Source organism: Streptomyces sp. NBC_00057, assembly GCF_045041165.1.
Classification (GTDB): Bacteria; Actinomycetota; Actinomycetes; order Streptomycetales; family Streptomycetaceae; genus Streptomyces.
The window spans coordinates 5,697,109-5,709,733 of sequence record NZ_CP108256.1; the positions used below are offsets into that span (position 1 = coordinate 5,697,109).

Genomic DNA, 12,625 nt, shown 5'->3' on the forward strand with positions numbered 1-12,625 from the left:
GAGCGCATGACGTGCGGCCGGTAGGCAGCAAGTACCTGCTCGAGGAGCCGCTGGGACGCGGCGCCACGGGCACCGTCTGGCGTGCCCGCCAGCGGGAGACCGCAGGTGCCGAGGCGGCCGTCGCCGGCCAGCCCGGCGAGACCGTGGCGATCAAGGTCCTGAAGGAGGAGCTCGCCAACGACGCGGACGTCGTGATGCGGTTCCTGCGCGAGCGCTCCGTGTTGCTCCGGCTCACCCACGGGAACATCGTGCGCACCCGCGACCTGGTCGTCGAGGGAGACCTCCTCGCCCTCGTCATGGATCTGGTCGACGGCCCCGACCTGCACCGCTACCTCCGCGAGAACGGCCCGCTCACCCCGGTCGCCGCCGCGCTCCTCACCGCGCAGATCGCGGACGCGCTCGCCGCCAGCCACGCCGACGGCGTCGTCCACCGCGACCTGAAGCCCGCCAACGTCCTGCTCGACGAGCGCGACGGCCAGATGCACCCGATGCTCACCGACTTCGGCATCGCGCGCCTGGCCGACTCCCCGGGGCTGACCCGGACCCATGAGTTCGTCGGCACGCCCGCCTATGTGGCGCCGGAGTCCGCCGAGGGTCGGCCGCAGACGTCCGCGGTCGACATCTACGGCGCGGGCATCCTGCTGTACGAGCTGGTCACCGGGCGCCCGCCGTTCTCCGGAGGCACTGCCCTCGAAGTCCTGCACCGGCACCTCAGCGAGGAGCCCCGCCGCCCCAGCACCGTTCCGGCCCCGCTGTGGACGGTCATAGAGCGCTGCCTGAGCAAGGACCCCGACCGGCGGCCCAGCGCCGAGAACCTGGCCCGTGGACTGCGTACCGTCGCGGCCGGTATCGGCGTGCGCGCCAACTCGGCCCAGATCGCGGCGGCCGACGGCGTGGGCGCCCTGCTCGCACCCGACCCGGCGCCCGCGGCCGTTCCCCAGACCCCCGGTGCGGCCGACCCGACGCAGGTGCTGCCCAGCAACGCGGGCTCGTACGATCCGAACGCCGCGACCAGCGTCATGCAGCACCCCCCCGGCCCGGGCGGGCACGCCGACCCGACCTCGGTCATGCCGCCCGTACCGCCGCACCCGGACGGCCCTCCGCAGCCCGAGGGGCCGCACCCCTGGCAGTCCCAGCTCCGGGCGGCCCGCGATCGCAACGAGCAGACGCAGGTCCAGTACCTCGACCCGAGCCAGGACCCGCTGCGCCGCCGCCCCCAGCGGTCCCAGCCCCAGCAGCAGCCGCAGCGACGGCAGCAGCCGCCGCAGCATCAGCAGTACCAGCAGCAGCCGCCGCCGCAGCAGTACCCCCAGCCCCGGCAGCAGCAGTACCAGCCGCAACCCCAGCACCAGCCCCAACAGCAGTACCAGCGGCAGCAGTACGCGCCTCCGCAGCAGCAGCCGCCGCAGCAGCCGGCCCCGCGGCAGCCCCGCGAGCCGAGGCAGCGCAGCGCCAACCCGATGAGGATTCCCGGCCTCGGCTGCCTCAAGGGCTGTCTGTTCACCCTGGTGCTGCTGTTCGTCGCGAGCTGGCTGATCTGGGAACTGACCCCGCTGAAGGACTGGATCGGCCAGGGCAGGGACTTCTGGCAGGCGATCAGCGACACCGTCTCCAGCGTGACCGACTGGGTCTCGGAACTGGGCGGCGGCAGCGGCAGCAGTGGCCCCTGAGCGGCCGGTACGTCATCAACTCTGTAGCTATATCGACTTCTGCGGGCCAGTTTCCACCGCATTTCGCCCGCAGAAGTGAAGGTTGGCGCCATCCCGGGCACTCAACACCCCGATCGACGCGTAACTTTGTCGACCGGGGGTCATGAGCGACGGTCCATCGCCAGCCGCTGAGGGAGCAGTCTTGGCACGGAATATCGGCAGCCGGTACACCGCCCACCAGATCCTGGGGCGCGGCAGCGCCGGCACGGTGTGGCTCGGCGACGGGCCCGAGGGCCCGGTGGCCATCAAGCTGCTTCGCGAGGACCTCGCGTCCGACCAGGAGCTCGTGGGTCGCTTCGTCCAGGAGCGCACCGCCCTGCTCGGCCTGGACCATCCGCATGTCGTCGCCGTCCGCGACCTGGTGGTGGACGGCAACGACCTGGCACTGGTCATGAACCTGGTACGCGGCACGGACCTGCGCACCCGCCTCGACCGCGAACGCCGTCTCGCGCCCGAGGCCGCCGTCGCGATCATCGCGGACGTCGCCGACGGCCTGGCCGCCGCGCACGCCGCCGGGGTGGTCCATCGTGACGTCAAGCCGGAGAACATCCTGCTCGACATGGAGGGCCCGCTCGGCCCCGGCGGCTCGCACCCGGCGCTGCTCACCGACTTCGGCGTGGCCAAGCTGATCGACACCCCGCGCCGCACCAAGGCCAGCAAGATCATCGGTACGCCGGACTATCTGGCCCCCGAGATAGTCGAAGGCCTCCCGCCCCGCGCCGCCGTCGACATCTACGCCCTCGCCACGGTCCTGTACGAACTCCTCGCCGGCTTCACGCCCTTCGGCGGCGGACACCCCGGCGCGGTCCTGCGCCGCCATGTCACGGAGACGGTCGTCCCGCTCCCGGGCATCCCCGACGAGCTCTGGCAGATCCTGGTCCAGTGCCTGGCCAAGGCCCCGGCCTCCCGGCTGCGTGCCTCCGAACTCGCGGCCCGGCTGCGCGAGCAGCTCCCGCACCTGGCCGGCATCCCGCCACTGGACGTGGACGAGCCGGACGTCGAACCGGAACCCCAGACGTACGACGAGCAGCAGTACACCCCCGCACCCGAGGAACCCCGCCGCCGCGGCGCGGTCCCCCTGGTCCCCGGCTCGTCCGCCGATTCCAACCGGGACACCCACACGAGCATGCGTGTCCCGGCCCCCGATGAACTCTCCGGCGGCCCCCGGGGCACGGCCAGGGCCCCGCGCTCCCCGGGCCGGCCCCGCCCGGGCTCGGCCCGCAACAAGTCCGCGGCCGTCCGCAAGCGCCGCCTGACGCTGGGCGCCGCGGCGCTGGTGCTGGTGGTGGCGCTGGGTGTGGGCGGCTGGCTGGCGCTGGGCGACGACGCCGCGGACGCGCCTGCGCAGGACACGAAGAACTCGGCGCCGGGAACACCCTGACCCCACGGGGCCCCGCGAGGCGGTTCCGGATGGCTCCGGGGCCGCAGAGTCCCGTGGGCACCCCTTCGCCGTACGGCCCGGGGACGCGGCGCCCACACGGCAGCGGAGTCGTGATCATGCGGCCCGAGGAATGTCCGCGCCGACAGCCGTTACGCTGGACCCGTGGCAGTCGTCGATATTTCCGAAGAGCTGAAGTCCCTCTCCTCGACCATGGGGTCGATCGAGGCCGTCCTGGACCTGGATGCGCTGAGGGCGGACATCGCCGCGCTCGAGGAGCAGGCGGCCGCGCCATCCCTCTGGGACGACCCGGAGGCGGCGCAGAAGATCACCAGCAAGCTTTCGCACCTCCAGGCCGAGGTCCGCAAGACCGAGGCCCTCCGTGGCCGTATCGACGATCTTGAGGTTCTCTTCGAGCTCGCCGAGGACGAGGGTGACGCCGACGCCCTCGCCGAGGCCGAGAGGGAGCTGGAGTCCGTCAAGAAGGCGCTGGACGAGATGGAGGTCCGTACGCTCCTCTCCGGCGAGTACGACGCCCGTGAGGCGCTGGTCAACATCCGGGCCGAGGCCGGTGGCGTGGACGCCGCCGACTTCGCCGAGAAGCTCCAGCGCATGTACATCCGCTGGGCCGAGCGGCACGGCTACAAGACCGAGGTCTACGAGACGTCGTACGCGGAAGAGGCCGGCATCAAGTCGACCACCTTCGCCGTCCAGGTCCCGTACGCCTACGGCACCCTCTCCGTCGAGCAGGGCACCCACCGGCTCGTCCGGATCTCGCCCTTCGACAACCAGGGCCGCCGCCAGACGTCCTTCGCGGGTGTCGAGGTGCTCCCCGTGGTCGAGCAGACCGACCACATCGAGATCGACGAGTCGGAGCTGCGCGTCGACGTGTACCGCTCGTCGGGCCCCGGCGGCCAGGGCGTCAACACCACGGACTCCGCGGTGCGCCTGACCCACCTCCCCACCGGCATCGTCGTCTCCTGTCAGAACGAGCGCTCGCAGATCCAGAACAAGGCGTCCGCGATGAACGTCCTCCAGGCGAAGCTCCTTGAGCGCCGCCGTCAGGAGGAGCAGGCCAAGATGGACGCCCTCAAGGGCGACGGCGGCAACTCCTGGGGCAACCAGATGCGGTCGTACGTCCTGCACCCGTACCAGATGGTCAAGGACCTGCGTACGGAGTTCGAGATCGGCAACCCGGAAGCGGTCTTCAACGGCGAGATCGACGGCTTCCTGGAGGCGGGCATCCGCTGGCGCAAGCAGCGGGAGAAGTAGGCGGGGCCCAGCGGCCTGTTGCTGCTTCCTGTTCTTACGGCGGTGCCGGAAACCCCATGGGGTTTCCGGCACCGCCGTTTTCGTCGGGGAGGGGCACGAGGTCGCACCGGAAGGGGAGTTGGGGTTCCGAGTTGCGCAGGTGGCGTGGTGAGTGCGTCACAGTCGTGATTCTGAATGACGGTCAACTGCGACCAAATCGGTGCACATTGCACGGAACGGCCTTGACGCAGACCTTAACTGTGGACAGGCTGCTAGGGCAGCATGCGTATGTCTGGGACGGGTGTGAACGGGGGCGGGCGGCGTGACCACGGCTCCATGTGGCGCTGTTCGGAGCAAACCCCGCAGAGCCGGGGCCCGCATATGGCTGCTCCACTGACAAGAACAGCTACTGGGGGTAGCAGCAGATGACCAAGAAGACGCGAGTACGCGTCGCGCGGATAGCCGCGGGTGCGGTGATCGCGGCGGGTGCCTCGCTCACCGTTGCCGGTGCGGCATCGGCCGCCGGTATTGGAATCGGGATCGGCGTGGACGCCGGTGACGCCTCCGTCGGCGCCCAGGTCGGCATCGCCAACGAGGCCAACGGTGGTAACGGCGGGGAACCTGGTGGCGTCGACCAGGGCGGCACCACCAACCAGGGTGGTGCGGGCGACCAGGGTGGTGCCGGTGACCAGGGTGGTGCCGGTGACCAGGGTGGTGCGGGCGACCAGGGTGGTGCCGGTGACCAGGGTGGTGCGGGCGACCAGGGTGGTGCCGGTGACCAGGGTGGTGCGGGCGACCAGGGTGGTGCCGGTGACCAGGGTGGTGCGGGCGACCAGGGTGGTGCCGGTGACCAGGGTGGTGCGGGCGACCAGGGTGGTGCCGGTGACCAGGGTGGCGCGGGCGACCAGGGTGGTGCCGGTGACCAGGGTGGCGCGGGTGACCAGGGTGGTGCCGGTGACCAGGGTGGCGCGGGCGACCAGGGTGGTGCGGGCGACCAGGGTGGTGCGGGCGACCAGGGTGGCGCGGGCGACCAGGGTGGTGCCTCGCACGGCGGCGGGACCGGTGGCGACACCGGCTCCACGACCGGTAACGCCTCCTCCGGCTCCGCAACCGGTGGCGACACCAGCACCTGCACCGTCGACCTCGACGGTGCGAACTGCGCGGACAACACCACCCCCGACTCGGCCGGCAACCAGCCGGTCGAGCAGGGCAAGGGCAAGGACGAGCTCGCCGAGACCGGTGCCGCCGAAACCACGTTCCTGCTGGTCGGCGCCGCGACGATGATTGCCGGAGGCATCGGCTTCCGGATCCTGCCGCGCCTGATGAACGGCCGTACGGTCGCCTAAGGGCCGCCTGCGGTACAGGTACGCACAGAGGGGCCCGGGACGCCTGTCGGCATCCCGGGCCCCTCTGCGTACACGTTCACGCTCTTGCAGGCGGACGGACGGCCTCGACTACACGGTCTGGTGCGCCAGCAGCGCCAGCGCGCCCAGCAGCACCACCAGCAGGGCCACCAGCGTCACAGGGCTGAGCCCCGCGAACATTCCCTGCTCCTGTTCCTGCTGCAGCCGTGCGCGGCTGGCCCGGCACACAGGGCAACGGCCCTCGTTCACGGGTGCCGCGCAGTTTGCGCACACCAGTCGGTCATAGGTCATGCGCTTTCCTCCTCCCGCGCGGCGGAGCCGCATACGTCTTCACTCCGCACAACGCTCAGGGAAACGCAACTGTTCCCCCCACCACTGTGCCAGCTCGCGCGGATTTCGGCGCGGCCCGCCGGACATCACCCGTTCCGTAGCGCTTCGGCCCCGCTTCCGGCCAGTCCCGTTCCGCCATAAATCGCCCATCCCCGGACGCGCGCCTGCACGCGTCAGCCCGGTTCGCGTATGGTCACGCACACCTACTCCCGGCCGACCGTGGTGCATCCGTGATCCGATTCGACAACGTCTCCAAGACCTACCCGAAGCAGAGCCGTCCCGCTCTACGGGATGTGTCTCTCGATATCGAGAAGGGTGAGTTCGTCTTCCTGGTGGGCTCCTCCGGCTCCGGCAAGTCCACCTTCATGCGACTCATCCTCCGCGAAGAGCGCGCCAGTCAGGGCATGGTCCACGTCCTGGGCAAGGACCTCGCGCGCCTGTCCAACTGGAAGGTGCCGCACATGCGCCGCCAGTTGGGCACCGTGTTCCAGGACTTCAGGCTCCTGCCCAACAAGACCGTTGCGGAGAACGTCGCGTTCGCGCAGGAGGTCATCGGCAAGCCGCGCGGAGAGATCCGCAAGGCGGTGCCCCAGGTTCTCGACCTGGTCGGCCTCGGCGGCAAGGAGGACCGGATGCCCGGTGAGCTCTCCGGTGGTGAGCAGCAGCGCGTGGCGATCGCGCGGGCGTTCGTGAACCGCCCCATGCTGCTGATCGCGGACGAGCCGACCGGCAACCTCGACCCGCAGACCTCCGTCGGCATCATGAAGCTGCTGGACCGGATCAACCGGACCGGCACCACCGTGATCATGGCGACCCACGACCAGAACATCGTCGACCAGATGCGCAAGCGTGTCATCGAGCTGGAGCAGGGCCGTCTCGTACGCGACCAGGCCCGCGGCGTCTACGGCTACCAGCACTGAGCATCGAGCACTGAAAGGACGCCATGCGCGCCCAGTTCGTCCTGTCGGAGATCGGCGTCGGCCTCCGTCGCAACCTCACGATGACCTTCGCCGTCGTCGTCTCCGTCGCCCTCTCGCTCGCTCTGTTCGGCGGCGCGCTGCTCATGCGCGAGCAGGTCAGCACGATGAAGGACTACTGGTACGACAAGGTCAACGTCTCGATCTTCCTCTGCAGCAAGAGTGATGTGACCTCGACTCCCAAGTGCGCCAAGGGTGCTGTCACCAAGGAGCAGAGGGAGCAGATCGAGGACGACCTCAAGAAGATGGACGTCGTCCAGACGGTCACGCACGAGACGGCCGACGAGGCGTTCGATCACTACCAGGACCAGTTCGGCGACTCGCCCATGGCGAGCAACATCACGCCGGACCAGATGCAGGAGTCGTTCCGGGTCAAGCTCCACGACCCGAAGAAGTACAAGGTGGTCGCCACCGCCTTCGCCGGCCGTGACGGGGTGCAGTCCGTCCAGGACCAGAGAAGCATCCTGGACAACCTCTTCCAGCTGATGAACGGCATGAACGTGGCCGCCCTCTTCGTGATGGCGCTGATGCTGGTCATCGCGCTGATGCTGATCGTGAACACCGTCCGGGTGTCCGCGTTCAGCCGACGGCGCGAGACAGGCATCATGCGGCTCGTGGGCGCCTCGGGCTTCTACATCCAGATGCCGTTCATCATGGAGGCCGCGTTCGCCGGTCTCATCGGCGGTGTCCTGGCCTGCGTGATGCTGCTGGCCGGCCGGTACTTCCTGATCGACGGCGGTCTGGCACTGCAGAGCAAGCTGAATCTGATCGACTTCATCGGCTGGGACGCGGTCTTCACCAAGCTGCCCCTGGTCCTGGCAATCGGTCTGCTGATGCCCGCCGTTGCCGCTCTCTTCGCGCTCCGCAAGTACCTGAAGGTGTGACAAGCGCCCCTGTGGTGCGCGGCCAACCGGCCGTGCGCCACAGGGGCGTTGTCCTAGACTCGGCGCCATGTCGGGCCCCACGCAATGTTTCGGGCCCCGCGGCGTGCGCCGCGGGGCGGCCCTGACATTGGTCTTCGCGACCGTGCTGGCCACCGCGGCGGCCACCGGATCGCTGCCGCACGACGGTGCGAAGTCCTCGGACATAGCGGCCCGTTCCGTCGCCTCCACCATCGACGGCGACGAGGTGGCCGACGCCGCCGCCCGCGCCGTCGCCGACGGCAAGTCCGGTAAGGAGGCGGCCGAGGAGGTCGTCAGCCGCAGCGGCGACCGCTGGGGCGCGGTGTACGACGAGCAGCAGTACGAGGAGTTCGAGCAGGCCCTCGACGGCTCCTACACCGGTGTCGGGATCGCCGCGAAGCGCTCCGCGGACGGGCTGGTCGAGGTGGCCCGGGTCCAGCCCGGCGGCCCCGCCGAACAGGCCGGCATCGAGCCGGGCGATCTGCTCCGTACGATCGACGGCCACCGGATCGACAAGCGCCCCGTTGCCGAGGCCGTGGCCCTGCTGCGCGGAGACCGTACGGAGGCGGACGCGGGCACCACCGTCGTGCTGGGGGTCCAGCGGGGCGCCGCCCTTCGGACCGAGACGCTGCGCCGGGCCAGGCTCACCACCGAGGCCGTCACCGTACGGCGGATCGGACCGGACCGTTCCGATTCCTCCGCGGCTGTACTGATCGAGGTCGACTCGTTCACCAAGGGCTCGGGCGCCAAGGTCCGCGACGCGGTCCGGGACGCACCGGCGGGCGCCGGGATGCTTCTGGACCTCCGTGGCAACTCCGGCGGCCTGGTCACCGAGGCCGTCACCGCCGCCTCCGCCTTCCTGGACGGCGGCCTGGTCGCCACGTACGACGTGCACGGCGAGCAGTGCGCCCTCTACGCGCAGCCGGGCGGTGACACCGTCCGCCCCCTCGTCGTCCTCGTCGACGGCGGCACGATGAGCGCCGCCGAGCTCCTCACCGGCGCGCTCCAGGACCGGGGCCGCGCCGTCACCGTCGGGTCGCGCACCTTCGGCAAGGGGTCGGTCCAGATGCCCAGCAAGCTCCCGGGCGGCTCGGTGGCCGAGCTGACCGTCGGCCACTACCGCACCCCGGCGGGCCGCGACGTCGACGGCCGCGGCATCACCCCGGACCTCACGGTCAGCTCCGGGGCCGAGCAGCGGGCCGAGACGGTATTGAGTGGCCTCGGGGGTGGGTCGTAGTGCGAAAATGGCTGCACTATGGCTAAGGAAAAGGACACAGGGCGCAAGCTCATCGCGCAGAACAAGAAGGCGCGGCACGACTACCACATCCTCGACACCTACGAGTGCGGTCTCGTACTCATGGGTACCGAGGTCAAGTCGCTGCGGCTGGGCCGGGCCTCCCTGGTGGACGGCTTCGTCCAGATCGACGGGGGCGAGGCCTGGCTGCACAACATCCACATCCCCGAGTACGTGCAGGGGACCTGGACCAACCACTCGGCCAAACGCAAGCGCAAGCTGCTGCTGCACCGGGCGGAGATCGACAAGCTGGAGTCGAAGTCGGGCGAGACGGGTCACACGATCGTGCCGCTCGCGCTGTACTTCAAGGACAGCCGGGTCAAGGTCGAGATCGCGCTCGCCAAGGGCAAGAAGGAGTACGACAAGCGGCAGACCCTGCGCGAGAAGCAGGACCTGCGGGAGACCAACCGCGCGATCTCGGCAGTGCGCCGGCGTCAGCGCAGCGCATAGCCGGGAAGCGTACGGGCGGGCCGACAGGAATAGGCTGGCATCGTCGTGCGTTGGTCGCGTACGATGGCACTGCACCTCACAGCGGGTGCGTGTTTTGAAAAAACAACATGGGGATGATCGGTTTCGACAGCGGATGTCGAAGCAGGGGAAGCGAGTCGAGGAAGCGGCAATGATCTCGTAAACCATATGTCGCAACCAATAATCGCCAATTCCAAGCGCGATTCCTCCGCCTTCGCCCTCGCTGCCTAATTAGCAGCTAAGCGAAGACTCTGCGGAGTGTCAGCCCGGGGTTGATCCCGACCCGGATCCTGACATCATCAAGGGATCTAAACTTCTGGACCCGGCCACGGGGCCCAGAAGGAAATCAAACAGTGGCTGGGCCCGTCGGCAGCTTGTTCGCGTGACTGCCGGGGCCGAGAAAAGCGCAGCGGACTGCACTCGGAGAAGCCCTGATTCTGCACCGTTGGACGCGGGTTCGATTCCCGCCATCTCCACAATTCCCATGTGAACGAGGACCCCGTTGCCCACCGGCAACGGGGTCCTCGTTTTTCTGCCGGTCCTCAGTTCCGGGGGGCCCGGACCCCGGCCGCCGCGACGACCAGCGCCAGCCCGGCCGCGCACACCGGAACGACATAGCCCGTCACCTGCCCCATGTGCTCCACCATCCAGCCGCCGATCGCCGAACCCGCGGCGATCCCGCCCAGCAGCGCGGTCACGGCCAGGGTCATGCCTTCGTTCAACTGACCCTCGGGGGTGAGACGTTGCACCAGCGTCATGCCGGTGACCATGGTCGGGGCCGTCGCCGCACCGGCCAGCAGCAGCGCGCCCGCGAGGGCGAGCAGCGAATCCGTCGAGGAGGCGGCCAGCAGCGGCAGGGACATCAGCGCCGTCATTCCCGCCAGGCAGCCCAGCAGCCGGCGCCGGATGTCCACGGCCGGGCGCAGCGATCCGTACAGCAGTCCCGCCACACATGATCCGGCAGCCTGGAGGGCCAGGATCGCGCCCCCGGCATGGGCGATCGTGACGACCTCCATCGCGCCGAAGACCGCGCCGGTGGCGAGGAAGGCGGCGAGCAGGGCCGGCATGCCCGGGGCGCGGAGCGGGGAGCCCGCGTGGGTGCGGGGTGCCACCGGCGGTTCGGTGGCGCGCTGGGCGGCGAAGATCAGCACGCCGGTCATCAGCAGGATCGCTCCGACGAGTGTTCCGGCCTCCGGGAAGAGCGCCGCGCACAGCAGGGCGGCGAGGGCCGGGCCGAGCATGAAGCAGAGTTCGTCGGCGGCCTGTTCGAAGGAGTTCGCGGTGTGCAGGGCGGCCGGATCGCCCCGGTGCAGATGGGCCCAGCGGGCCCGGGACATCCCGCCGGTGTTGGGGGTGGTGGCGGTCGCGGCGTAGGAGGCGAAGAGCGTCCAGGCCGGGGCGCCGTAGTGCACGCAGAGCAGCAGTGCCAGCGATCCGAGCGTGGCGATCGCAGTGGCGGGTACGGCGACCCTGGCCTGTCCGTACCTGTCGACGAGCCGGGCCGTCCAGGGTGCGACCACCGCCGTCGCGGCGAGGCCGGTCGCGGTGACGGTGCCGGCCAGGGCGTACGAGCCGCGCGAACCGGCGATCATGATCACCGCGCTGACGCTGAACATGCCCATGGGGAGCCGGGCGAGGAGGTTGCCCGCGGTGAAGGCGCGGGCACCCGGGGTGGCGAGCAGTCGGCGGTACGGGTTGGTGGGCGTCGGCCTGGCGGCGGCGGTGCGCGGGGCTATGACCAGCAGGTCCCCGGAGACGGCGAACATGGGGTCGGTGTGCGGGGTTCTCTCGTACGGCATGGATCAACCCTTGCGGCGCACGGCCCATGGGGTCCAACACCTTCTCCGTACCGATTAACGCATGTGTGTTGTAAATTCCCGGGTGTGGCCTCCTCCGCTGCCGATACGGGCACCCAGACGCATACCCATACCGACCCTCGGCTGCTCCGCGCCTTCGTCGCCGTCGCCGAGGAGCTGCACTTCACCCGTGCCGCCGCCCGGCTCTACATCGCCCAGCAGGCACTGAGCCGGGACATCCGTCGGCTGGAGCGCGAGCTGGGCGCGGAACTGTTCGTACGCACCACCCGGCAGGTCGCCCTCACCGCAGACGGTGAACGGCTCCTCCCGTACGCCCGGCGGGTGCTGGAGGCGCACGCCGATCTTGCCGCAGCCTTCGCCGACCCCGCGGCCCGGCCGCTCTTCGTCGACCTCAACACCGACGGCATGACGGCCGCCCGCGTACTCGCCGGCGCACGGGAGCTGGCTCCGGCGTGCGAGCTGATGGCGCGCTTCGAGAGCGGACTCACCTGGGCCGCCGACGAGATACTCGCCGGGCGGCTCGACGTCTCCTTCGGCCGCGCCGCCGGACTCGACCCCGCGGTGCGGGCACGGCTCGGCGTACAGCCGGTGCGGTACGAGCCGATGGCCGTTCTGCTCCCCGACGATCACCCCCTCGCCGCGCACGAGGTCGTCGCGCTGGACGACCTGGCCGGCGAGACCGTCTACGCGGGTGCCGGGAACCCGCGCACCGAGGAGTGGACGGACCTCGCCCGGCTGCTCTTCGCCGAGTGGGGCATCGAGCTGGCGCCACCTGCCCCACTCGCGATCGGCGTGGCCGAATTTCAACGGGTCATGGCGAAGTCGCGGCACCCGGTTCTGTGCGTGGTCGACTTCCCTCCGATGCCGGCCACCGTGGTGCGTCCGCTGGCCCGGCCCGTACCGCTCTCCCCGCTGCTGCTGGTCTGGCGCAAGGGGCTGCGCCACCCCGGCTTGGACGCATTGCGCAAAGCCGCAGCTCAACTGGGCTCCGAGCAGGGCTGGATGGTGCGGCCGGACGGAAGCTGGCTGCCCGAGATCGATGCATCTCTCATGTTGAAATCCACCTGATCGGGGGAAGGAAGTGCCGTTGCCGTGCGCTACGTTCATCGCCCGGGTGCAATGTGGTGGGGGCGCG

Annotated in this window: 11 protein-coding genes and 1 other RNA gene; 10 read left to right on the forward strand and 2 right to left on the reverse strand. The window is 70.1% G+C overall.

Features of this window, described 5'->3' with window-relative positions:
- Nucleotides 1–11: 11 nt before the first annotated feature.
- From OG953_RS26750 to OG953_RS26765, 4 genes are all read left to right on the forward strand, one after another.
- Nucleotides 12–1,670 (forward strand): serine/threonine-protein kinase, encoded by a 1,659-nt coding sequence (locus OG953_RS26750; protein ID WP_405687410.1) that lies wholly within the window; start codon nucleotides 12–14, stop codon nucleotides 1,668–1,670.
- A 181-nt stretch (nucleotides 1,671–1,851) separates the two neighbouring features.
- The gene (locus OG953_RS26755; RefSeq protein ID WP_405687412.1) at nucleotides 1,852–3,090 is read left to right on the forward strand and encodes a serine/threonine-protein kinase; all 1,239 of its coding nucleotides are present in this window, start codon (nucleotides 1,852–1,854) and stop codon (nucleotides 3,088–3,090) included.
- Between the two features lie 162 nt (nucleotides 3,091–3,252).
- Nucleotides 3,253–4,359 (forward strand): peptide chain release factor 2, encoded by a 1,107-nt coding sequence (prfB, locus tag OG953_RS26760; protein ID WP_405687413.1) that lies wholly within the window; start codon nucleotides 3,253–3,255, stop codon nucleotides 4,357–4,359.
- 404 nt (nucleotides 4,360–4,763) lie between these two features.
- Entirely contained in the window at nucleotides 4,764–5,684 is a 921-nt protein-coding gene (locus OG953_RS26765; protein WP_405687415.1) for a hypothetical protein, read from the forward strand.
- A 108-nt stretch (nucleotides 5,685–5,792) separates the two neighbouring features.
- Here the strand turns inward: OG953_RS26765 and OG953_RS26770 are convergent, their stop codons facing one another.
- Complete coding sequence (locus OG953_RS26770) at nucleotides 5,793–5,993, reverse strand: hypothetical protein (protein ID WP_266361154.1); 201 nt, start codon at nucleotides 5,991–5,993, stop codon at nucleotides 5,793–5,795.
- A 269-nt stretch (nucleotides 5,994–6,262) separates the two neighbouring features.
- Here OG953_RS26770 and ftsE point away from each other — a divergent pair, with 269 nt between their 5' ends.
- From ftsE to ssrA, 5 genes are all read left to right on the forward strand, one after another.
- Nucleotides 6,263–6,952, forward strand: a complete 690-nt coding sequence (gene ftsE / locus OG953_RS26775) for a cell division ATP-binding protein FtsE (protein WP_124723233.1) — start codon at nucleotides 6,263–6,265, stop codon at nucleotides 6,950–6,952.
- Between the two features lie 23 nt (nucleotides 6,953–6,975).
- Nucleotides 6,976–7,893 carry a permease-like cell division protein FtsX gene (gene ftsX / locus OG953_RS26780; RefSeq protein ID WP_405687418.1) on the forward strand — a complete coding sequence of 306 codons (918 nt, stop codon included), beginning with the start codon at nucleotides 6,976–6,978 and terminating at the stop codon, nucleotides 7,891–7,893.
- 67 nt (nucleotides 7,894–7,960) lie between these two features.
- The gene (locus tag OG953_RS26785) at nucleotides 7,961–9,148 is read left to right on the forward strand and encodes a S41 family peptidase (RefSeq protein ID WP_405687419.1); all 1,188 of its coding nucleotides are present in this window, start codon (nucleotides 7,961–7,963) and stop codon (nucleotides 9,146–9,148) included.
- Nucleotides 9,149–9,166: 18 nt separating this feature from the next.
- Nucleotides 9,167–9,655 carry an SsrA-binding protein SmpB gene (smpB, locus tag OG953_RS26790; protein WP_405687421.1) on the forward strand — a complete coding sequence of 163 codons (489 nt, stop codon included), beginning with the start codon at nucleotides 9,167–9,169 and terminating at the stop codon, nucleotides 9,653–9,655.
- A gap of 109 nt (nucleotides 9,656–9,764) precedes the next feature.
- Nucleotides 9,765–10,152: a transfer-messenger RNA gene (gene ssrA, locus OG953_RS26795) on the forward strand.
- A gap of 63 nt (nucleotides 10,153–10,215) precedes the next feature.
- Here the strand turns inward: ssrA and OG953_RS26800 are convergent.
- Nucleotides 10,216–11,472: an MFS transporter gene (locus tag OG953_RS26800; protein ID WP_405687422.1), complete on the reverse strand. Its 1,257-nt coding sequence runs from the start codon at nucleotides 11,470–11,472 to the stop codon at nucleotides 10,216–10,218.
- 84 nt (nucleotides 11,473–11,556) lie between these two features.
- Between OG953_RS26800 and OG953_RS26805 the strand changes: the two genes are divergently transcribed.
- A complete protein-coding gene (locus tag OG953_RS26805; RefSeq protein ID WP_405687423.1) occupies nucleotides 11,557–12,558 on the forward strand; it encodes a LysR family transcriptional regulator in 1,002 nt (333 codons plus the stop codon).
- The last annotated feature ends 67 nt before the right edge of the window (nucleotides 12,559–12,625 follow it).